The sequence below is a fragment of the Alteromonas sp. 4NH20-0056 genome, assembly GCF_057539655.1.
The window spans coordinates 470,804-492,712 of sequence record NZ_BAAJLS010000001.1; the positions used below are offsets into that span (position 1 = coordinate 470,804).

17 protein-coding genes are annotated in these 21,909 nt (G+C 44.6%); 12 read left to right on the forward strand and 5 right to left on the reverse strand.

Going from position 1 to position 21,909, the window contains the following annotated elements; translation table 11 throughout:
• Positions 1-21 precede the first annotated feature (21 nt).
• Together AC27EZ_RS02140 and AC27EZ_RS02145 are read right to left on the reverse strand one after the other, a co-directional pair.
• Positions 22-900 (reverse strand): NAD(P)-dependent oxidoreductase, encoded by an 879-nt coding sequence (locus AC27EZ_RS02140; RefSeq protein WP_487133721.1) that lies wholly within the window; start codon positions 898-900, stop codon positions 22-24.
• Positions 901-1,312: 412 nt separating this feature from the next.
• On the reverse strand, positions 1,313-4,258 hold the full coding sequence (locus AC27EZ_RS02145; RefSeq protein ID WP_487133722.1) for a TonB-dependent receptor: 2,946 nt from the start codon (positions 4,256-4,258) through the stop codon (positions 1,313-1,315).
• Between the two features lie 530 nt (positions 4,259-4,788).
• Between AC27EZ_RS02145 and AC27EZ_RS02150 the strand changes: the two genes are divergently transcribed.
• The 6 genes from AC27EZ_RS02150 (at position 4,789) to AC27EZ_RS02175 (ending at position 11,981) form a co-directional block, all read left to right on the forward strand.
• On the forward strand, positions 4,789-5,448 hold the full coding sequence (locus AC27EZ_RS02150; protein WP_487133723.1) for a hypothetical protein: 660 nt from the start codon (positions 4,789-4,791) through the stop codon (positions 5,446-5,448).
• 434 nt (positions 5,449-5,882) lie between these two features.
• Positions 5,883-7,442 (forward strand): 2-isopropylmalate synthase, encoded by a 1,560-nt coding sequence (gene leuA / locus AC27EZ_RS02155; RefSeq protein WP_487133724.1) that lies wholly within the window; start codon positions 5,883-5,885, stop codon positions 7,440-7,442.
• Positions 7,443-8,540: a 3-isopropylmalate dehydrogenase gene (gene leuB, locus AC27EZ_RS02160; RefSeq protein WP_487133725.1), complete on the forward strand. Its 1,098-nt coding sequence runs from the start codon at positions 7,443-7,445 to the stop codon at positions 8,538-8,540.
• A gap of 8 nt (positions 8,541-8,548) precedes the next feature.
• Positions 8,549-9,949, forward strand: a complete 1,401-nt coding sequence (gene leuC / locus AC27EZ_RS02165; protein WP_487133994.1) for a 3-isopropylmalate dehydratase large subunit — start codon at positions 8,549-8,551, stop codon at positions 9,947-9,949.
• A 3-nt stretch (positions 9,950-9,952) separates the two neighbouring features.
• On the forward strand, positions 9,953-10,564 hold the full coding sequence (gene leuD / locus AC27EZ_RS02170; protein WP_487133726.1) for a 3-isopropylmalate dehydratase small subunit: 612 nt from the start codon (positions 9,953-9,955) through the stop codon (positions 10,562-10,564).
• Positions 10,565-10,784: 220 nt separating this feature from the next.
• Entirely contained in the window at positions 10,785-11,981 is a 1,197-nt protein-coding gene (locus AC27EZ_RS02175) for an HD-GYP domain-containing protein (RefSeq protein WP_487133727.1), read from the forward strand.
• Between the two features lie 19 nt (positions 11,982-12,000).
• Here the strand turns inward: AC27EZ_RS02175 and AC27EZ_RS02180 are convergent, their stop codons facing one another.
• Positions 12,001-13,125 carry a general secretion pathway protein GspB gene (locus AC27EZ_RS02180; protein WP_487133728.1) on the reverse strand — a complete coding sequence of 375 codons (1,125 nt, stop codon included), beginning with the start codon at positions 13,123-13,125 and terminating at the stop codon, positions 12,001-12,003.
• Positions 13,118-14,029 carry an ExeA family protein gene (locus tag AC27EZ_RS02185; protein WP_487133729.1) on the reverse strand — a complete coding sequence of 304 codons (912 nt, stop codon included), beginning with the start codon at positions 14,027-14,029 and terminating at the stop codon, positions 13,118-13,120. Before AC27EZ_RS02185 ends, AC27EZ_RS02180 begins: the two co-directional genes overlap by 8 nt.
• A 129-nt stretch (positions 14,030-14,158) precedes the next feature.
• Here AC27EZ_RS02185 and AC27EZ_RS02190 point away from each other — a divergent pair, with 129 nt between their 5' ends.
• The 3 genes from AC27EZ_RS02190 (at position 14,159) to AC27EZ_RS02200 (ending at position 16,935) form a co-directional block, all read left to right on the forward strand.
• Entirely contained in the window at positions 14,159-15,331 is a 1,173-nt protein-coding gene (locus AC27EZ_RS02190) for a tRNA nucleotidyltransferase/poly(A) polymerase-related protein (RefSeq protein ID WP_487133730.1), read from the forward strand.
• A gap of 148 nt (positions 15,332-15,479) precedes the next feature.
• A complete protein-coding gene (locus AC27EZ_RS02195; RefSeq protein ID WP_487133731.1) occupies positions 15,480-16,010 on the forward strand; it encodes a methanogen output domain 1-containing protein in 531 nt (176 codons plus the stop codon).
• The gene (locus tag AC27EZ_RS02200; protein ID WP_487133732.1) at positions 15,991-16,935 is read left to right on the forward strand and encodes a GGDEF domain-containing protein; all 945 of its coding nucleotides are present in this window, start codon (positions 15,991-15,993) and stop codon (positions 16,933-16,935) included. Before AC27EZ_RS02195 ends, AC27EZ_RS02200 begins: the two co-directional genes overlap by 20 nt.
• An 85-nt stretch (positions 16,936-17,020) precedes the next feature.
• Here AC27EZ_RS02200 and AC27EZ_RS02205 read toward each other — a convergent pair whose 3' ends face one another.
• The gene (locus tag AC27EZ_RS02205) at positions 17,021-18,430 is read right to left on the reverse strand and encodes an NAD(P)-binding protein (protein WP_487133733.1); all 1,410 of its coding nucleotides are present in this window, start codon (positions 18,428-18,430) and stop codon (positions 17,021-17,023) included.
• 85 nt (positions 18,431-18,515) lie between these two features.
• Between AC27EZ_RS02205 and AC27EZ_RS02210 the strand changes: the two genes are divergently transcribed.
• The 3 genes from AC27EZ_RS02210 to srmB all read left to right on the forward strand — a co-directional run bounded on the left by AC27EZ_RS02210 (position 18,516) and on the right by srmB (position 21,881).
• Positions 18,516-19,019, forward strand: a complete 504-nt coding sequence (locus tag AC27EZ_RS02210) for a M48 metallopeptidase family protein (RefSeq protein WP_487133734.1) — start codon at positions 18,516-18,518, stop codon at positions 19,017-19,019.
• 135 nt (positions 19,020-19,154) lie between these two features.
• Positions 19,155-20,483, forward strand: coding sequence for a M24 family metallopeptidase (locus AC27EZ_RS02215; RefSeq protein ID WP_487133735.1), 1,329 nt, complete (start codon positions 19,155-19,157; stop codon positions 20,481-20,483).
• A 162-nt stretch (positions 20,484-20,645) separates the two neighbouring features.
• The gene (gene srmB, locus AC27EZ_RS02220) at positions 20,646-21,881 is read left to right on the forward strand and encodes an ATP-dependent RNA helicase SrmB (protein ID WP_487133736.1); all 1,236 of its coding nucleotides are present in this window, start codon (positions 20,646-20,648) and stop codon (positions 21,879-21,881) included.
• Positions 21,882-21,909: the final 28 nt, after the last annotated feature.

Consider the following 21,909-nt stretch of genomic DNA (forward strand, 5'->3'; position numbering starts at 1 on the left):
CCCATCTACCTTGATTCGCTATTACTTTGCTAGCGTTTTGAAGTAGTCGAAAATTTCCGGCACATTTCCGTTGCTAAGCCCTGCGTCTACCGCAGCATTAAGGTTAGCCGATGAACCCTCAGCAATCTTCGATTCCGTACCAAGGTCTTCTACCATTTTCAGGAAGTATCCAAGGTCTTTATTTGCATTGGCAATAGAAAACCCTAAGTCGCTAACATCGTCAACCGCGTAGTTTTTGCAAAACTGCATAAACGGTGAGCTAGACGGGCCTGTAGACATAATGTCGAAAAGCTGTTGCTTATCAACACCCGCCTTTTCCGCAACAGCAAATGCCTGTGACATTGCGCACACTGTGGTCATACCCATAAAATTGTTTATCAGCTTTGTAGTATGGCCAGCGCCCAGAGCACCAAGGTGGAAAACATTTTCGCCTTGCTCTTCAAGTACCGGCTTAACCTTATTAAAGATTTCCATATCGCCAGACGCCATGATATTTAATAGGCCATCTTTTGCATGGGCAGGCGTTCTGCCTAGCGGCGCATCAATCATACCAGCGCCTTTCGCTGCTAAGTCTGCGCCAATTTTGCGTGTTGAAGCAGGAATTGACGTACCAAAATCAATCAATACTGACCCCTCTTTCATACCCGCTAATACACCATCTTCGGCGTATACTACTTTTTCAACAATCTCTGATGTTGTTAAACAAAACATCACGATGTCAGACTGTTCAGCTAATGCTTTGCCTGTAGACGCCGTATTAGCACCGCGAGCTACACAACGCTCAACGGCGTCTTTGTTTAAATCCATTACGGTAACTGAGTAACCTTTCTTTTGAAGATTCTCAACCATATTGCCGCCCATAAGGCCGAGGCCGATAAAACCGATAGTTGGTTTGGACATGTATAACTCCTAAATTCTGATACTCGTATGTGAGTAAAAAGCGTGACAATCTTATTTGTGCACAGCTTTACGTTGTTCTTTATAAGCTACTGTTCGTTGACGTTGTGAACTGCTATCTCGCTTTCACTATCACCCAAACTGCGCATTTAAATTATCTACCCGAAATGCTATTACCTACTAACCAAATTGTCAACCAATTGCTTGTAAAAAATAAAATTGGTAACAAAGTCAAGTGAAAGAGGTTAGGCCAGAACAATAAGCAGGCTAAAGGGAAATATTCAATGCATTATGACCAAGGGAGAATATTCCGCACTTACCTCATCACCTGCTTAGTGTTAAGCATAACGAGTAGACAAATAATTACTTACCGTTAGTTACTTGAACCCCCAACTAACTAGAGGCTCACGTCAACTTAAAATCGGTAATTTGCACCAAGAGTGATACGACGATCTGTCAGTCCTTGGAAACAAAGTAACGCACTTTCGTTTACACAGTATTGTTCTACTTCAGACTCAGTTATGTTTACTGCTTCAAGACCTACATTAAGGTTTTCATTTACCGTGTAGGTAATGCTAGCGTTCAGCTGACCGCGATCACCTTGAACCGCTGGGAATCCCCAAGGGAAGCTCGACGTACTGCCGAAGTCATCCGTTCTAAACGCCTCACGCCATGTGTAACGCATACGTGCTGACAAGTCGTATTTTTCATAGTAAAGCGTGAAGTTATAGGCATTCTCAGAAAGATTGAGCAGCCCTTGAATAGCGCTAACCTCTTCATCGCTGCCTGTAGTTGCAGCAAAAACGTTAGCGGCACGCGAAGTGGCACTATTTTCTGTTTCGCCACCAGAGAACTCCTGGATAGTGTAGTTAGCTAACACACCAAAACCTGATGCCCAACCTAACTCTTTTTCAAAGCTAGAAAGATCGTATTGGACAGCAAACTCGATACCTTTTTGCGTCGTTTCGCCGGTGTCGTTAACCTTGGTTTCTGTACCTACGCACACACCCGTACCTAAATCTGGGCCGAACACGTTAATGTCTGCGATGGGGTTAAAGATACCGCCACCTTCACAAGGGTCTGTTAGGTCTCGGAACCCTGTTACTGCCTCTTCGAATGGGCTCACGATTTGGTCAACAAACAAATCTTTACGTGTCTTATGGAAGATACCGATACTGACTACGCTAGCCTCTGCAAAATACCATTCTGCAGATAAGTCAAATGAAGTCACCTCTTCAGGCTTCAAACCCGGGTTACCAATCGCAACATTTGGATTTGGGCTCGTACTAAACACGACTGATGTAGAAAGGTCGTCATAGTTTGGTCTGCGAATATCTTTACCCGCACCGAATCGAACAACAACATCATCAGCAACGTCAGCTACGATATTTAGTCTTGGTAAGATAAAGTCATAGTCACCAGTGTTAGTAACACGTGATACCACTTCATTACCATTTTCATCTTCAGTGATTGAATTGCCTAAAGACGTTACATCGGTTTGTAAGTAGCGCACACCGAAATTACCGCGGAACATTTCATATTCGAAGTTAGCCTGTGCGTATAACGCATGCGTTTCCTCTTCAATATCGAAGAAGCCAGATGACGATGCAGTTGGTTGGTTTAGTGTTCTACTTGAACCATGCGCTGTCATTGCCGCTTGTAGAGACGCTAAGACAGCATCTGGGTCAGACGCCACTAATTCAGGGTTAATCAGTAGAAAGTCTTTAACAAACAACTGGCGACCGTCTGCATCATTAAAGTTATTAGGGCCGGCAGTAAGGATATCTGAGAACAAGCTACCGCGAGGGCTGTCATCCATTGTGCGTAGGCCTACGCTGGTACCAATATCTTCACGTACGCTTGCAGATTTGTTGTAACGGTAACCAAAATCGACAGACGTAATTAATGAATCGACAAAGTACGATAGGTCTACGCGAAACGCATCTTCTGAGTTTTCGGTAGTATCACGACCAATATTTACATCACGAAGTACAACGTTGTTAGGATCTAGAAGCTGCGCAGATGTCGGTGCATATTCGGCCCCATCAGCGATACCAAAGGTTAGCGAACCGCCCGATAAATCATAGGCAAATGGGACACTATTATCGTTGCCGCCACCCGCATCTAATGGCGCATTAGGGTTGATGAAGTTAAGCGTAGTATTGAAGCTTGGTGTTGTCGTATCGGAAGACGACGATGCTACTTCAGCAAATACGCTCCATTTGTCCCCTTGCCATTCGCCACCTAATCTGAAAATCTTACTGTCGGTGATACGAGAATTAGTATCGCTTGAGAAACGAAGATTAGGATCGTCGTCATCATTGTCTAGGTTTACCGGTACCACGCCACGAAGTGCCGCTTCGATAGAACCTAAATTTCTTCCCCCTAACGAGCCAAAATTAATCGTTTCGTATGCGTCAGGTACTGAAATATCATTAAGTGCACTTACGCCAGACGCTTGCACGCGTGAACTTTCTTGACGACGTTCTTGGTCGTTGATAACCGCATCGAAAAAGAGTCGAGAGTTATCGTTCGGCGCCCACTCAAATGTCCCCACAAAGTTCTTTGTCTCATATTCAAAATTATCATAATCTTGAACGAAAAATTGGATAGGAAGAAAATCAAATGACTGGGCGCTAGCTACGCCGCTATCAGAGGCAATAAGATTATCTCTATCAGCTCGAGGGCGAAACGCCGTTACGTCTTGCTCCGCATAGCTCGCGCTTAATACAACACCGAACTTTCCGTTGTCGTTTTCCCAATTGTCACCAAAGGTACCAGAAAAGCGAGGTTGAAATGTGCTATCCGTTGAAAGGCTACTATTTTCACCTTGAACGCGGACCGCGGCTAATCTTTCGGTTAATTGCAAAGGTCGAATAGTTTTAAGATTAATCGTACCGCCAACAGAACCTTCAATCGTCTTAGCATCGGGAGACTTTGTTACTTCAAGACCTGCAATAATTGCCGCTGACACATCTTCAAAGTTGATACCACTTCTACCCGCACCGGAACCAACAGTTGACACACCATTGATTTCCGTTCTGTTCGCATCTGTACCACGAATTTGAACACCTGTACCTACCCCTGCAGAACGGGTAATTTGTATACCGGTAATGTTCTCTAGCACTTCCGCTAAGTTTTGGTCAGGCAATTTACCAATATCTTCAGCTTCAATAACTTCAACTAAATTGTTTTTGTAACGTTTTTCATTAAGTGCGCTCGCAAGTGAAGCGCGGATACCTGAAACCTCGATGACTTCTACTTCACTTGTTTCTGTTTCTTGCGCGTATGCTGTAGAGGCAATATTGAGTGTTGTAGCTGACAGCACGGCAAGTGTGATCTTGGATAATTTGTGTCCCATTTGTGTTTCCTTTAAGGATTTAGAGATGGCGCATCGCACGCATCTGAACCACTTTATTAATCTTCAAACTATTACGCCCTGCCAAATTACAACTTACAATAAATTTACAAGACGGTTACAAAGTAATCCAAATAACCCAAATGGTCAACCAATCTGGTAAGCTAATTTGCTAAATTACGACTAAGGTGGCATAACCAAATTAACAAAAAAAATATGAAAATATAAAAAATTAAAATAAAAGTGATAAAAATCATAACCTTAAATAATTTACCAATGATGCAAAAGAAAACTCAAAATTCTAGGCTTTTTAAATAACGATAAGCATGGAGGTTAACTAAAATTGGTAATAGATTATGTGTTGACCGAAAGCAGTACCTACGGAGGAGCGTTGGACAACCAAGCTAGAAAAATCAAGTAACGCTTCATTTGATTGTCGTCACCCACTTTTACTTATGATCATTCTGTGCATCTGGCGACGACAGCAATTCTCTGTTAGGTTAGCGTTATTGTTGTAAATTTGCACACAGGCCATGATTAAAGAGGGTAACCACACACACGAACAAGCTGGCTTCTTTTCCGGTACGGGTGAGCTAGGTGGTCGTCATCATCAATTTACAGAGATATGTACCGCTCTTTATGAAAGAGAGCTGATTGGTTTGGCACATGCAGGCTCTTCGAATAATACAGTTTTGAAACGTCGGCTATCCGGCTTACCGCATCATGTAAGAAGCGTTGCAAGATACCTTGTTGCCAACCCGACTCCTTTGTCGATAGACACCCACAACGGGAGTTGGTACTACAAACAGGCAGGCAAATGCCCAGGCATACGAGATGACGAAGAAAAAACGCTAGCATGGTTTTTGAAGCATGCTGACTATGGCGTTGTGGTGCCAATCTTTGTAAAAAGCCTTGAAGGTATGCATATAGAGTTAGACTCGATAGACAAAGTCGATGTAGAGAATCATCGCATACATGTTAACCGTCACGGATGGTTTTTATATAGTGGCGTTCAATATACTGAAAACACAGTAACACCTAACGAAAAAAAGCTGTGTAAACCGACAAAAGCAGTCATGACCGCAGCGTGCTGTGGTCACTCGTGGAATTACAAGAGTAAAACCTCTCCCCGTTCGCTATCGTTAAGAGAAATGCGCTTATCGACGCATATCAACTGGAAAACCTTCAAATAATGGTGAGAAGGCGAATAAATTTTCATATTTAACGAATATTTAAGCAGACCAAGTGTTAATGCCGGTTTTTATAAAATAGGACATTTATCCTAACCAGAAAAACAAATCGGCGTCATTTACCCGTATTAAAGATTATTACCGAATTAAACAAGACAAAGTAGGATAAGCATCCTAATAATACCCCGTCACCACATTATAATTAAAAAGAATACCGTTTATGCGAATCAAGGGTTGACCTTAACGCGCTTCATCGTTACATTGTCGCTATAAATTTTGGTCAGCAAAGATATTTCGGCATGTTAATAAACCGCTTATTTCTAATTCTACTCCTGATGGCAGCCAGACTGCACGGGTAGATTGCGACCAGCGATTAATTACACTAAAACCCGTGCCTAGCACGGGTTTTTTTTTTACTTTTCAATCGAGAGAACGTCATGACAAATCAAGTGAAAATCTTTGATACTACATTGCGAGATGGTGAGCAGGCTCTACCTGCTAGCCTGAGTGCCAAAGAGAAGCTTCAGATTGCACTGGCGTTAGAGCGCCTAGGTGTCGACATAATCGAAGCGGGATTCCCCGTATCATCACCAGGTGACTTTCGCTCGGTCCAGATGATTGCAAAAGAAGTAAAAAACTCGATTATCTGTGGTTTATCTCGTGCCTTACCCGGCGATATCGACGCGTGCGGCCAAGCCCTTGGGGTAGCAGAACAGTTTCGTATTCACACCTTCATTGCTACATCAGAAATCCATGTCGGCGCGAAGTTAAGAAAGTCACAAGATGAAATTGTTGAAATGGCGGTAGCAGCAGTTAAGCATGCGCGGAAATATACTGATGACGTTGAGTTTTCCTGTGAAGATGCAGGTCGCACACATATCGATTACTTGTGCCGAATGGTTGAAGCTGCAATTAGTGCTGGAGCGACAACGGTAAATATTCCCGATACCGTAGGTTACACCACACCAACCGAATTCGGTGGCATTATTCAGCAGCTTTTCAACCGTGTTCCGAATATCGATAAAGCAACAATCTCCGTACATTGTCATAACGACCTGGGCTTGGCGGTAGCGAATTCACTCGCTGCGGTAGAACAAGGTGCAAGACAGGTAGAATGTACCGTTAATGGTATTGGTGAGCGTGCAGGGAACGCCTCCCTTGAAGAAATAGCCATGATCCTTCAAACCAGAAAGGGCTTATTGGGGATTGATACCAATATTAACGCAACGGAAATATCTCGTACGTCAAAACTGGTAAGCCAACTTTGTAACATGCCCGTGCAATCGAATAAGGCAATTGTAGGCGCAAATGCGTTTAGTCACTCTTCCGGCATTCACCAAGACGGCGTATTAAAAGCACAGAATACCTACGAAATTATGACGCCCGAAAGCGTGGGTATTAACAAGAACAACCTGAACCTCACTTCTCGTTCAGGCAGGCACGTAATAAAGCACCGTTTAACAGAGCTTGGCTATAAACCCGAAGATTTCGATTTAGAAGCCGTTTATGAGGCGTTTTTAAAGCTTGCCGATAAAAAAGGGCAAGTGTATGACTACGACTTAGAAGCACTTTTGTTTTTCGATAAGCAAAAACACGACCAAGCCCATTTCCAGCTTCTGTATCTTCAAGCTAATTCGGGAAGAGAAATTATTCCTAGCGCCACCGTGAAGATGAAAGTTGGCGAAGAAGAAATTACCCAATCAAGTACCGGTAATGGCCCGGTTGATGCCGCGTATAAAGCCATTATGTCTATATTAGGGCATGAAGATTTAGAAGTGGTCGATTTCAAATTAGATTCAAAAGGCGAAGGCGCTGATGCCCTCGCACAGGTAAGTGTTATCGCTACCTATAAAGGCCGTCGTTTTCACGGTATAGGCCTTGCAACTGACATCGTTGAGGCTGGCGTAAAAGCCTTAATTTTCGTACTTAATAATACTTATTTGGCTGACCGTATCGATCAACAAAAGAGCCAACAAGAACGCGTTTCAGGAGTGTAGATGAGCCAGTATTCAATTGCCGTATTAGCCGGGGACGGCATCGGCCCAGAAGTTATGCAAGAAGCCAATAAGGTGTTAGACGCGGTTGAGAAAAAATTCAATGTGTCGCTTAACAGAATAGCGTACCCCGTTGGCGGCTATGCCATCGACACAGAGGGCGAAGCGCTTCCGTCTGAGACATTGCTGGGTTGCGAAAAAGCAGATGCCATTTTGTTTGGAAGTATTGGCGGACCAAAATGGGACACACTTCCTCTTGAGTTAAGGCCAGAGCGAGCGGCGTTATTAACACTTCGTAGCCATTTCGATTTATTTAGTAATCTCCGCCCTGCCCGCATCTATCCAGGTTTAGCATCACTTTCGCCTTTGCGTGAAGACATTGCCAAATCAGGGGTAGATGTCCTTGTGGTTCGCGAACTTACTAGTGGTATTTATTTTGGCCAACCCAAAGGAAGAGAGGGGGAAGGCGAAGAAGAGTACGCTTTCGACACCATGCGTTATAGCAAACGTGAAATTAGACGTATTGCTATTGCCGCGTTTGAAGCTGCCAAGAAACGTCGTGGTAAAGTTACCTCGGTAGATAAAGCTAACGTATTGGTTACTAGCAGGCTTTGGCGTGAAGTGACAGAAGACGTCGCAAAAGACTACCCCGAGGTAGAGCTAGAGCATATCTATATCGACAATGCGACAATGCAAATCATGAAGAACCCAGCGCAATTTGATGTGATGCTGTGCTCTAATTTATTTGGCGATATTGTTTCTGATGAATGCGCCATGATGACTGGCTCGATGGGATTACTGCCGTCTGCCAGCATGAACGAAGACGGGTTTGGTCTATATGAACCTGCAGGTGGTTCTGCCCCTGACATTGCTGGAATGGGGATTGCTAATCCTATCGCACAAGTGTTGTCAGCGGCAATGATGTTGCGTTTCAGTATGAATTTGAATGACGCGGCAGACGCCATTGAAAAAGCCGTCGTTGCAACGTTAGAAGCCGGCGTATTAACCAGTGAGCTGTTGCCGTCGGATAAACGCGACAATGCGGCAACGACAGCCCAAGTTGGCGATGAAATTGTAAAACATTTAATGGCTCAGGAGTGATCATGACCATGGCCAAAACCCTATATGAGAAAGTATGGCAAGCACACATTGTCGACCAATTAGGCGATGACAGCTTAATTTATATCGATAGGCACCTCATTCACGAGGTAACCTCTCCACAAGCATTCGCGGGACTGAATGAAAAAGGACGAAAAGTGCGTCGCCCTGACAAAACGGTTGGCACGATGGATCACAGCATTTCAACCCGCTCGTTAGCTATTGATGCATGTGGTCCAGAAAACGCCTTGCAGCTTAATACATTGGCGAAAAACTGCGAAGAGCACGGCATTCAGCTTTACCCTGTAGGCCACCAAAAGCAAGGCATTGTGCACGTAATGGGCCCAGAGCTTGGTTTAATTCAACCCGGTATGACCGTAGTATGCGGAGACTCGCATACCGCGACTCATGGCGCGTTTGGTGCCCTCGCGTTTGGCATAGGCACGTCACAAGTTGAACATGTGCTTGCAACACAAACACTGAAACAAACGCGCGCAAAAAGTATGCTTATTAATGTAAATGGCACACTACCTGTTGGTATTACGGCAAAAGATATTATTTTAGCCATTATCGGCAAAATTGGTCATGCTGGTGCCACCGGCTATGTCATCGAATATGCGGGTCAAGCCATTCGTGATTTAACCATGGAAGAACGCATGACGGTATGTAATATGAGTATCGAAGCGGGTGCAAAAGCCGGGCTAATTGCACCGGATGACACTACTTTTTCCTATATAAAAGATCGCGAATACGCGCCAACGGGCGCTGATTGGGATGCCGCACTGGCCTACTGGAAAACCTTATACACAGACACTGACGCACAATTTGATACTGTCGTAGAATTGCAGGCTAAAGACATTGCTCCTCAGGTAACATGGGGTACAAACCCTGGGCAAGTTATTGGCGTCAATGATGCGGTTCCTGGACCTGAGGACTTTAGCGACGCTATCGAAAAAGAAAGTGCGAAGAAAGCGTTATCCTATATGGGCTTGGCACCGGGTGAAAAACTGTCTGATATTGCCGTAAATCATGTATTTATCGGTTCATGTACTAATGGTCGTATTGAAGACCTACGCGCTGCAGCTCACATCGCTAAGCAAGGCAAAGTGCCAAGCGCCGTCACCGCAATTGTAGTGCCGGGCTCGGGTAACGTTAAGCGCCAAGCAGAGTCAGAAGGGTTGGATAAAATATTCTTAGAAGCAGGCTTTGAATGGCGCCTGCCTGGCTGCTCAATGTGTTTAGGCATGAACGACGACAAGCTTATCGCTGGTGACCGATGTGCATCAACCAGCAACCGAAATTTTGAGGGGCGTCAGGGTCGTGGGGCACGTACTCACCTTGTTAGCCCAGCAATGGCAGCGGCGGCGGCAATCACCGGTCGTTTTGCCGACGTACGAGATTTTCAGGAGTAGCTCATGACGGATACATCACAAGGCTTTACTACGCACAGCGGTATTGCGGCGCCTCTTGACCAGGCTAACGTTGATACCGACCAAATTATACCTAAGCAATTCCTTACCGGCGTGACGCGTTCAGGCTATGGCAAGCATTTGCTTCACGACTGGCGTTATTTAGATTTAGAAGAAAAAGTACCAAACCCAGACTTTGCATTGAATAAGCCTGAGCATAAAGGTGCCAGTATTTTGCTTGCGAGAGAAAACTTTGGCTGTGGTTCGAGTAGAGAGCATGCCCCTTGGGCGTTAGCCGATTTTGGATTCAAAACGATTATCGCAACAAGCTTTGCCGATATTTTTTATGGCAATTGTATTAATAATCAACTGGTACCTGTTGCGCTTAGCAGCCAACAGATGGACGCGCTATTTGAAGCCGTAAAGCACAACCCCGCAGTAGAGATTACCGTAAACTTAGAAGCCCAAAACGTGTCATGTGGCCCGTTAGTTTTCGAATTCGATATTGCTGCGCATCATAAAAACAATCTTATTAAAGGGTTAGATGCAATTGGTCAAACGCTAGAGTTGGCCGACGCTATTGAGGCATTCGAAGCCAAACACGCTTCATGGCAATAGGCGCTAAGCGTAAATAAAACGGAGCTGTTGGCTCCGTTTTTTATTTTTATCAATACCACTTTTGACACAAATAAATCCCTGACTCACGTATTGAATTATCGTAATATTCAAAATTATTACATTTAATGTAATAAGGAATATGAATGAAGACGTTTTGTCGCACTATACTTCATCTGTAAAGCAAACTAATTGTTCTAATCACGACTCGTCAGGAGATGTAATGCTAAAACCGGTATCTATAGATGCATTGAAGCCAGGGATGTACGTCAACAAGGTGCTAGAGCAAACTGGCCAGCTTCGTATGCGCTCAAAAGGTGTAGTGAAAACAGCCGGCGTGATTGAGAGTCTAAAGCAAAAGGGTATTACCTTAGTTGAGGTTGATGCCTCTAAGTCTTCTGTTTCAATCGACGTCCCGGACGCGCTAGCGCCTCCCCCCTCCCCGATTCCCGAAGTGGTGAAAGAAAGTAAGCCTGTCACGAGGGAGTCCATCAATGAGGCCAATGACCTCTATCAAGATGCGAAGAATATTCAAAGCGGCTTTCTAAAATCGTTGAAACGTGGCGCGATTAAAGATCTTTCACCTGTAGAAGAGCTTTCTCACAGCATCATTGAAAGCGTTTTTGATAATAAAGATGCGCTGTCGTGTTTGACTATGATTAAAGACACTGACAGCTACTTACTGGAGCACTCGATTAACTGTAGCATTTTGATGGGCATGTTCACGCAGTTTATCGGATACGATAGGGATGCGACTGAGCAAGCCAGTCTTGGGGCACTTTTAATGGATATCGGTATGTCTTCACTACCCGACGACATTCGCAGTAATACCAGCGAGTTTAGTGATGCAGACTGGGAAATCATGAAAACGCACGTAGAAATTGGACGTGACATTGTCGAGCAATACGGCGACATTTCTGACTTAGCATTACAAATTATTGAACAGCATCATGAACGCGTAGATGGTTCAGGGTATCCAAAAGGGTTAGAGGGTGATGAGATATCTGAATTTGCGCGCATTGCAGCAATCATCGATACCTTTGACGCACTGACTTCTAATAGGCCGCATCAAGACAGTATTACGCCAACACAAGCGTTAAAACGCCTCTCTGATGCTAAAAACCTCGATCAGGACTTAGTCAGACAGTTTATTCAATGCGTCGGCATTCACCCTGTAGGCTCGCTAGTTAGGTTGAAAAGCGGCAAACTGGGCATTGTCAGCCAACAAAACAAGTCGGATGCGGTAAGCCCAATAATAATGACATTCTACAGTGTCAAATCTAATCATTTTAATGAAGTAAAACGCATCGATTTATCAAAAATAGATGATGAAATTGTATCCGGTGTAAGACCCGATGAGTTTAACCTAAACCTTCCAAAATTCTTTCAAGAAGTGTTTGTTCATCAAGTGCCAAATTAATGCTGCATAGCGCGCTGGCCTACCAATCGGTCAGCGCTGCCATGCTAAATATTTCATCTTCAAACGCCAATACAACGCGCTGCGCTTCAATATTTACAATTTGAACACGGTCCTCAATCCAGTCACCTTCACCAATCTGACGTCCATTCACCCTCACCCACCGGTCTGACGGTCGCGAAGCATACATGTGAGCGCTAAAATTCATTGTGGGGAGCCTAGAAAGAAGTCGAACCGGCAATTGGTCGACACGAATAAGGCTATCTCTAACGGTAACCGTTGTTTCTTCTTGTGGCGGTTCACTGTCTTCAGCTTTCTGATCAAGCGCTCTTACTGCGGCGTTGAAACGTGCCATCAATTCAGGTGAAACAGACACGTCACTGTCACTACTTTCATTCAGAACACGCCCCTCATATTCTGTCGTGTCGGTGTTAAGCACGGTAGGTTCCCGGTCATTACTTACACTGAGTCGATTTTCACCTTGTGCACTGGCGGGCGTCGACCCTAGTTCTACATTCTCTCTTGGCGCTATGGGTTTTGCGGTTTCGGCAATGTCATTGCTCTGTTCATCGCGTTGTTGGTTGCGCTCGACTAGACCACTGTTAGCACTTTGCTGATCGTTGCTGTTTGACGACCTAACTGGCGAGGTATCAGACGATGCTGCCGGTGTACTCTGATTGGAGGTAGTCAATGATTGACTATTGGCGGCAGACGCAGTTATCAAAGGCCACCACGCTGTGCGTGTTGCAGCACTGAAGCCTATCGCCCCTCCCCCTAGTAGCACTAGCGCATATAATGCTACGTCCTTCACTATTGCTTTCCAAGCAGAGGGCAAACCTTGAACAGAGGGTAAAAACAGGCTGCGATTAAATTGATCAGACAGCGACTTATCAAATTTTGCCGACGTATCGTGCTCGCCACGAATCAATGCTTGTGTCTGCGTTCGGTGTTGCATTACAGGTTCGATTTCAACGGTTTGCTCGGCATCAATCTCAACCTCTTGCACACCCATTTCAGCCAAGCCTTGCACCATTGCTTCACTGGTTACCAAACCCGACTTTCTAATTTTGACCGGCCCATTTTGTTGCGTTATTTGCACAATAACCATGCCGGGCGTAACGTGTTGTATAGGCAGCAAACTAGACATATAAACTCCCTAATCCATAGCCGCATACCATTGCAAATAGAAATGCAGACGCTAGATACCACTTGCGTTGACTATGTACACGTTGACTAACAACATCCTCACCTAAAATCTGCTCAGCGGCGGCGAGAAAAATCGGCTTTTTAACCACGGCATGTTGTTTCGTAAAAGATAAGGTTAGTGCTCTGTCGCATAACAAATTAATTACGCGTGGAATACCGCCTGTGATTTGATGAACAGCCCGCAATGTGGGCTTAGCAAAGATGCTGATGTCACCATGAGCAACACTTAATCGATGGGCGATATACGCCCCAACTTCAGGCGCCGTTAACGGTAACAAGTGGTAACGGGCGGTAATACGTTGTGCTAACTGTCGCAGTTCATTTCGTTTTAATAGCTGTTGAAGCTCAGGCTGACCAATTAGCACCACTTTAAGCAACTTTTCACGGTTAGTTTCAAGGTTGGTTAACAGTCTTAATTGTTCTAACACCTCTGGCAATAGGTGTTGTGCTTCATCAACCATTAAAACCGTATTCATGCCTGCCTGATGATTTTTCGCAAGTTTGGATAAGATCAAGTCGGTAAAATACTTTAAGCTTGCTTTATTGCCGTCGTACGGCAACCCCAGTTCATCGCATACTGTCGCGAGAAGCTCTAGCGCAGACAGCGTAGGGTTGAGGATCATCGCCACTTGGGTGTTATCGGGTAGTTGTTGCAATAGCTTCCGCGACACGGTTGTTTTACCCGTGCCGACTTCACCGGTTAGCATGACGAAACCACCGCTTTCTGTCAGACCAAACGTTAGGTGAGCTAATGCCTCTTTATGACGTGGGCTCATATAGAGATAATCAGGGTTTGGCGCAATAGAAAACGGGTTATCGCTCAAACCAAAGTAATTCAAATACATGGTAACTGCTGTAATAAACTGAAAACGCGATCAAAACTACCAGAGCCGTGCGAGAAGTCAAAGTGTGCGTATGTAAACTTCTTCTGTAATAATAGCGTCTTTGAAAATCCAACATGGTCACAAGTCGATATGCAAGTTTATCTGGTGGGCGGCGCAGTGCGCGACGCACTGTTAAATAGAAAAGTTATAGAACGCGATTATGTGGTTGTTGGCGCAACACCCGAGCAAATGATTGCAAAAGGGTTTACACAGGTTGGCAAAGACTTTCCGGTATTCTTGCACCCTAAAACGAACGAAGAGTATGCGCTTGCCAGAACAGAAAGAAAATCAGGCAAGGGGTATACGGGCTTCGTCTGCGATGCGTCATCTGACGTGACATTAGAAGAAGATTTAACACGACGCGACCTTACCGTTAACGCAATGGCGCAGGACAGTGATGGGAAAATTATTGACCCCTACAACGGCAAACAAGATTTAAACAATAAATGTTTACGTCATGTATCCGATGCCTTTAGTGAAGACCCTTTACGTGTATTTCGCGTCGCACGCTTTGCGGCGCGCTATGCTTACCTTGGTTTCACAATTGCAGATGAAACGCTTGCGCTTATGTCAACGATGGCTGCAAGCGGTGAATTACAAGCATTAAGTGCTGAAAGAGTATGGCAAGAAACTAGGCGAAGCTTAGTAGAGCGTTCTCCAGACGTGTACTTCGCTACACTTGAGGCAACCGGCGGCCTTAATGATTGGTTTAGCGAACTTCTTCCCGTTATCAATGAAAGTATCGAGATGCTTCGTAGCGCTACAAAGAAAGACACTCCGCCTTTGAGTGGAATGCCATTGCTTTTGGCCCGCTTTACATCCTTGTGTATTCACTTAAACGAGGAGCAAGCATCAGCATTGTGTAAGCGCCTTAAAACGCAGAATCAAGTCAGTGAAATTGTAACACTTGCATGTAAATTCAAGGGTATATTACTGAGTAAAGACGACAATCGAGCCAACAGTGCATCTCGTGTGCTAACAGCTGACAACCTTATGATACTCTTCAACGGAACCGATGCATGGCGACGCCCAGAGCGCTTCGAAACATTGCTGAACGCGATACGCCATTGTGCTGAATTTGAGGCCGTGATGTGGGACAAGAGACAGTCTGTGATCATTGACGCATTGCTTGCTGCAAAGAGAGTTGATGTTAAAGATATTATTGCAAAAGGCATAAAAGGCTCAGCCATAAAAGACGCATTAAACCGAGAAAAATTGATCGCTATTGAGCATGTTATGGCACAGACGATAACCTCCTCGTAACGTACATCCCATTTACCCTGCATGGCTAATTCGCACTCGCTGTCGCATATTGCACTACGTGTCTTATGATAAACGCCCCTCCTTTTTTTTGATTTCTAGCCAAGCTTGACCTACAACTAAAGTATAATACTTTGGAATGAGAAAGTGCATGCGATCTGCGGATATTGAACATCGAATTGCTTGTAAGCATATAGATATGGACAGTCAGTCATTTTATCTGACCATTCTGCTCGAACTCGATAAATTGATGGAAGACGTCATAGGAAGTGAAGAGTCAAAAGCGTTTATTGGCATGGTTGCGGATCGCGTCGGCGGTATTTTTTACGACAAGTACAAATCCGCATTAGACGATGAAGTCATGACCCCCGATGTTATTGCGCATGTACTTGTCGATTTAAAGCGAAGAATTGGCGGCCGGTTCTCCATTTCAGACATTTCAACTGACACTATCATTTTACAGAACAGTCGTTGTCCGTTTGGCAGCAATGTGGCGGGCAAGAAAGCGCTTTGCTCTATGACCGCAAATGTTTTTGGAAAAATAACCTCTAACGAGACAGGCTATGCAGCTATTGAATTGGACAAAACTATCGCAAATGGTGATGGGCATTGCCGCGTGATAGTACACCTTAGTCCTGTCGAAACAAATAGAGAGCTGATGTATGAATATTTTTCCGTTTGAACGCTCTATCGAAGAGACACTGAGTATTCGTTCAGTGATCGAAAACATTACGGAAGCAGCAGTGATTACGACACTCGACGGGGATATTGTAAACTTCAACTCTCGGTTTAGTAATAATGTGCCCGGCGTACTCCATACACAAAAAATCGAAGACATTTTCGAAGTTAAGTCTATTGACTGCTCTATTAAAGAAATAGGGGAGCGGGTGTGCCAAAGATCAGGCTTATTTCCCGTTAAACTAGCCATCTACAATGAAGGGCAGCAAACAAACGAGACGTCGCCAGCTTACGTGTCGATGCTAAAATCGAGAAGAACCAAACGCCCTGCTGCTCTCATTTATCAACTCGACGAACAGCTGCTTCGTTTTACGCAACGACTAACCCAAATTAATAAAGCAAAAAAACAGCACGTTCAGCTTGCTAGGCGCTCTAAAGTAGAGGCGACGACTGATGCCTTAACGCAGTTAAAAAACCGCCGTTTCATGCAGTCTTTTGCAGAGTTACATTGGTATTCGTGTTTGCGCGGCGTTGATGATGCAGTTTTGGTTATTTTCGATATCGATCACTTTAAAAAAATCAACGACACCTACGGGCATGAGGTGGGAGATGATGTGATTAAAGCGTTCGCTAAGTGCTTAAAAGAAGAGGCCCGCGCTGCGGACGTCGTGGGACGCTGGGGCGGCGAAGAATTTATTGTCATTTTGACGAAATGTACCCCTCAGGAAGCGCGCATCTATCTTCACCGTGCGATGAATACAATACGTTTGCTAACCGTACCAAGCGGTGTCCATGCTATAAATATAACGGCAAGCGCTGGGTACTGCGCATTTTCGCAAGTCAATCAACTTGAGCATGTTTTTCAAAAAGCGGATGACGCGCTTTACGAAGCAAAAAGCAGAGGGCGAGATACGTTCATAAGGGCGTAAGCCTTCGCCATTGTAAACATCTAGTCACGAGTTTGTTTTTTGTATAACGAGCAAAGTTCAGAGATGCGTGCATCTTGACGGCCGGTTACGTGGATCCCGATGCTTCTAATGCCTTTTTGTATTGCTTAAGTTTTGCAATCGCCGGTTTGGCTGCTTTACGCATTCTGTTAAGAACGCCAAGGTGCCTCAATTCATAAAACTTTACGCCGGCAACCATGCGCATAAACCCATCTAGCCGATGATTGTGCAGCCACTTTTTAAGCCCGGGCTCTTTTGACCAAAAATATTGATTCATCATATTTTGATACGTTAAATCAACCCATTCGTAATCGTGATTGGGTAACCTCACCACGGTGCATAACCTATTTTTTTTGTCTTCATCTGAATATGTTAAGTCGATGTGAGCAATAAAGGCTGCACTAAACGTGGGCTGATACGCTCTTACGGTTTGTAATGTAACGCGATTCTCAGCAAACACGGGAACACGCGCTAAGTTTGTTATTGCGCTGGCAGTGCAATCGACGAGGAGTTGGTTCTTAGGTAATGGTCGGCTTCCATGCTCGAAGGTTATTTCCCCTTCAGTTAACGATACTACTCGCCCTAAGCGCACAACCTGCCGAATGCGCCGAATTTCATTTAGTTCTTGTTTACTGATAGTCGCACCATGAAACATGGACGGCATTACGTTAGGGTCTAACCGCAAAAACACGCCTGACTGTTCTAAGCGTAAGAACATATCTTCTAACGACGTCGATTGTGCAATACACTCCAGTTGCGCCGCTTGTGCTCCAATGGTATCAAAGAAAAATGCTTTGCTAGGTTGGGTGTTTTTACGATCGATAAACCAAGCATCTCGTGGCATTATCCACATTATTGCGTCAGCAGAAACACCGTGTTGTAATAACCATAAACAGGTATCAATTGCGGTTTTACCGCCACCAATAACCGTTACGCCCTCAATGGGAGCGGAAAGTAACGGTAACTGATTAGGCGGGATAACCTGAAGATTATCATTAATGGCAAAAGCAGGCGTATGGGTCGCGGGTACGCTAGTTTTATAATACGTAGCATCAACTAACGTATCGAAGCTAACAGTAATAACCTCTGAAGTTAAAAGTGAACGAATCTGACCATTGCCTAAATATTCACTCATTGGAAAATAGTGTACCTGACCTGAAGGCAGGAACACTTCTCGCATAAGCTGGTCGTAATAGGCACTCACCTCAGCACCAGAGGCTAGTTCATGTAACCCAGCATTTAGACCTGTACTATCAATAACGCCACGGCTTAATTCTTTTGAACCCACGCCATAAAACGAAGAAGGTTGATGCAAGGTCACAAACGAATAAGCATGATTCCAGTGTCCGCCTGGTTTATGTTCTTTGTCCACAACGATAATGGTACGAGAGGACTCGTTGACAATCGTATCAGCAAACGCCATTCCACTGGCACCTGCACCTACGATAAGATAGTCTGTATGCAATGCTTCTGACATGTTAATTTTTCGTTAAATAGGGCAAAGTGCCACTATTGTCAGAATACGCCACAATGGTCAAGCTTTCAGGGAGAATCAATAAACGGTGTCTACGCTTAAATATTTATCGTCGTATCAACCGGCGTTGCAGGCGCAAATTCAAGTATTACTCGATGAAGGCCGTTTGACTGATTACTTGTTGACGAAATACCCCACAGCAGGAGAAATCAATACCGACAAACAATTGCGAGACTATGTCCTTGCTATTAAAAATACGTTTCTAAAGAAATCTGCCCCGTTGAGCAAAATTGCCTTCGACCCCAAAATACACGTGGTTAATCACGCGCTTGGTTTACATACCTATGTCTCGCGTATTCAAGGGGGAAAACTTAAAGCCAAAAATGAATTACGCGTCAGCACCCTATTTAAAAATGTTCCAGATGCATTTCTGCGCATGATCGTTGTACACGAGTTGGCGCACTTAAAAGAAAAAGATCATAACAAAAGCTTCTATCAGCTTTGTACTCATATGCTACCTGAATACCACCAACTTGAATTTGATATGAGGGTGTATTTGACTCACGTCGAGTCTGTTGGGAAGATTTATTAGCGCCCTATGTTGCTTTATTTTCCTTTGCACCGCTGAATGCCCGTAGCCCGATGTAAATAAAGACACCCATCTCAAAATGTTGGCGATGGGCGCAATATGGTTTAGGGTAGAGAAAATAAGTTTGAGCCCATCTTTATGAAACGTATACCATTTCCTTTTTATTTATTCGCAGCCATCGCCAGTTTATGTTTCGCTTCTACTGCAGCGGCTTCACTTGTAAACGACAACCCATGGCCTGAAATTCGTAAAAAGCGCATAGAAACGCTGCTTCCGAATGCACTTAACGCCTCAGGTGTCGATGCTTGGCTCACCGTGTGCAGAGAAAATAATAACGATCCGCTAGCACAGCATGTTGGATGCGAAAACGCAGGTTCAACGGCAGTGTTTATGTTTTACCTTAAAAACGAAGAGTTTCACTCTTTAGCATTTTCGCCCTCTAGCGAGTCAACCGCCCTTGCAGATTTAAACGTATTACAAAACGTTATTGCCGTGCCCCGTGGTGAATCGGCCATTGAAAAAGCGGCAGCGTTTATCAAAGAAAATCAATTTTCTACAATTGCGATTAATGCCTCAACGAATAATGCGCAAGCAGATGGCATCAGTTACACCCAACGACTTACACTTGAAGCTGCGCTTGGCGCTACCTATGCCAAACGATTAGTCTCATCAGAAGAGGTGGTATACGAATGGCTTTCAATAAAACTTCCTGAAGAAGTAGCGATAATGACAGAAGCTGCAAGGCTCACCGCGCAGTGGGAAGTTGAAGCTTACGGTACGGTCATACCCGGGAAAACCACCGACGCCGATGTGGCGTTGTTTTTAAAAAATAAAATGAAAGAACACGGCGTTGGTGATGCATGGGCCCCAGATCAAAACCCTAATGTTAATTCAGGCCCCGATCGCGGTCATTCTCATTCCACCACTAAGATCATCATGCCAGGTGATGTTATACAAATCGACTTCGGCATAAAGTTGCATGACCGTTGGGTAAGCGATATTCAACGTTTTGCTTATGCATTAAAACCTGGCGAAACCGACGCCCCATCTCATATTAAACATTATTGGGAAAGTGGTAGAGACGGTGGGTTTGCTGCATTTAACGCAATGAAGCCTGGTGTTAAAGGCATTGATGTAGATGCGGCACAAAGTAAACTTATTCAACAAAATGGCAGTGAGCCTGTAATGTGGAGCACGGGCCACCCTGTGGGTTACGTCGCTCATGACACGGGCCCTAACTTGGGCGGTTCACGTGGCGCAACCGTGCGGCCAGCGGCGCAAAAGCCGCTAAAACAAGGCATGGTGTTTGCGTTTGATGGTTTTCATAGCTGGAAGCGTGAAGACGGTACATATAAAACTATCTCGGTTGAAGAAATGGCTGTCATTACTGAAGACGGCGCACGTTATTTAATACCGCCTCAACAAGATTTGATCTTGATCCCCCTAACAACCGCAGCGTCAAACTAAGCGCTAACCACTGCATTGCCACTAAACGCGTTGTTGCCTGTAATGGAACAACATGCGCGTTTAGCAAGCAAATGCGTTAGGTACAATTACAACGTAGTTTTTTTCTAAGTTTTCATCCATCAATGCTACAATACGCTCATTCAATATGAGCGTACTTATACTATGACTTTCGAAGAACTCGAATTAGACGACGAATTATGTCGTGCAGTTGCAGCAATGGGCTTTGAGACCCCAACCAGCGTACAGCAACTCGTTATCCCCCATGCTATGGATGGGCGAGATATTTTAGCATCAGCCCCAACTGGAACGGGTAAAACAGCCGGATTCTTGCTGCCTGCATGCCAGTTTCTTTTAGACTACCCGCGTAAACAGCCAGGTGCGACACGTATCCTCATTCTTACGCCAACGCGAGAACTTGCGCTGCAGGTTTACGAACAAGCAAAGGCAATCACGCAATACACCGACATCGTTTGTGGGGTGATTACCGGTGGGATCAACTACGGTACAGACAAAGAAACGTTAAGCCAAAATCTTGATATTCTTGTTGCGACACCGGGTCGACTTCTAGAGCATATCGAAAAAGAAACGGCAGATTGCCGTGACATCGAATGCCTTATACTTGATGAAGCTGATCGTATGCTTGATATGGGTTTCTCGTCGGTAGTCAATCAGATTGCGACAGAAGCACGTTGGCGCAAACAAAACCTATTATTCTCAGCTACATTAGAGGGCGCAGGAGTAAGGAATTTTGCAAAAGATATCCTTAATAACCCTGAAGTTATTGAAGCGACCCCTTCGCGTAAAGAAAAGAATAAAATTCATCAATGGTATCACCTAGCGGATGACATGAAGCATAAACAGGCGTTGCTTGTTCATATTTTAAAAGAACAAGTCACCAGCGCTGTGGTGTTTTTCAAAACCCGTGATCGCCTTCAAATGATGAAAGACTATTTAGCATCACAAGACATTGCCGTTTGTTGGCTTCAAGGTGAAATGCCTCAAGACAAGCGCAATGCAGCAATGGCGCGCTTTAAAAGTGGCGAAGTGCCTATTCTTTTAGCAACCGATGTTGCCGCTCGTGGTATTGACGTACCTGATGTAAGTCATGTAATCAACTTCGATATGCCGCGAAAAGCCGATATTTACGTTCACCGAATCGGTAGAACGGGTCGTGCAGGCGCTAAGGGAACAGCGATATCGCTAGTAGAAGCTCATGATTTCGCGATGGTATCTAAAGTGTCACGTTACATGGATGAGCCTTTGAAGGCACGTGTTATTGCAGAGCTTAGACCTCAAAATAAGACGCCTAAAATTGGCGCGAAAAAGAAGAAAACAAAATCTAAAGACAAGGTGAAGTCGAAAGCTAAGGCAAAAGTGCGGACTAAGAAACGCAAGTAACGCTTTTCTTTTAAATAAAGAGACTATG

Bases quoted from the DNA above. Each gene is read 5' to 3' on its own strand.
- leuC (WP_487133994.1), top strand. From the start codon at position 8,549: ATGGCCAAAACCCTATATGAGAAAGTATGGCAAGCACACATTGTCGAC.
- AC27EZ_RS02150 (WP_487133723.1), top strand. From the start codon at position 4,789: ATGATTAAAGAGGGTAACCACACACACGAACAAGCTGGCTTCTTTTCC.
- AC27EZ_RS02175 (WP_487133727.1), top strand. From the start codon at position 10,785: ATGCTAAAACCGGTATCTATAGATGCATTGAAGCCAGGGATGTACGTC.
- AC27EZ_RS02195 (WP_487133731.1), top strand. From the start codon at position 15,480: ATGCGATCTGCGGATATTGAACATCGAATTGCTTGTAAGCATATAGAT.
- AC27EZ_RS02145 (WP_487133722.1), bottom strand. From the start codon at position 4,258: ATGGGACACAAATTATCCAAGATCACACTTGCCGTGCTGTCAGCTACA.
- AC27EZ_RS02215 (WP_487133735.1), top strand. From the start codon at position 19,155: ATGAAACGTATACCATTTCCTTTTTATTTATTCGCAGCCATCGCCAGT.
- AC27EZ_RS02200 (WP_487133732.1), top strand. From the start codon at position 15,991: ATGAATATTTTTCCGTTTGAACGCTCTATCGAAGAGACACTGAGTATT.
- leuD (WP_487133726.1), top strand. From the start codon at position 9,953: ATGACGGATACATCACAAGGCTTTACTACGCACAGCGGTATTGCGGCG.
- AC27EZ_RS02185 (WP_487133729.1), bottom strand. From the start codon at position 14,029: ATGTATTTGAATTACTTTGGTTTGAGCGATAACCCGTTTTCTATTGCG.
- AC27EZ_RS02205 (WP_487133733.1), bottom strand. From the start codon at position 18,430: ATGTCAGAAGCATTGCATACAGACTATCTTATCGTAGGTGCAGGTGCC.
- leuA (WP_487133724.1), top strand. From the start codon at position 5,883: ATGACAAATCAAGTGAAAATCTTTGATACTACATTGCGAGATGGTGAG.
- leuB (WP_487133725.1), top strand. From the start codon at position 7,443: ATGAGCCAGTATTCAATTGCCGTATTAGCCGGGGACGGCATCGGCCCA.
- AC27EZ_RS02190 (WP_487133730.1), top strand. From the start codon at position 14,159: ATGCAAGTTTATCTGGTGGGCGGCGCAGTGCGCGACGCACTGTTAAAT.
- srmB (WP_487133736.1), top strand. From the start codon at position 20,646: ATGACTTTCGAAGAACTCGAATTAGACGACGAATTATGTCGTGCAGTT.
- AC27EZ_RS02140 (WP_487133721.1), bottom strand. From the start codon at position 900: ATGTCCAAACCAACTATCGGTTTTATCGGCCTCGGCCTTATGGGCGGC.
- AC27EZ_RS02180 (WP_487133728.1), bottom strand. From the start codon at position 13,125: ATGTCTAGTTTGCTGCCTATACAACACGTTACGCCCGGCATGGTTATT.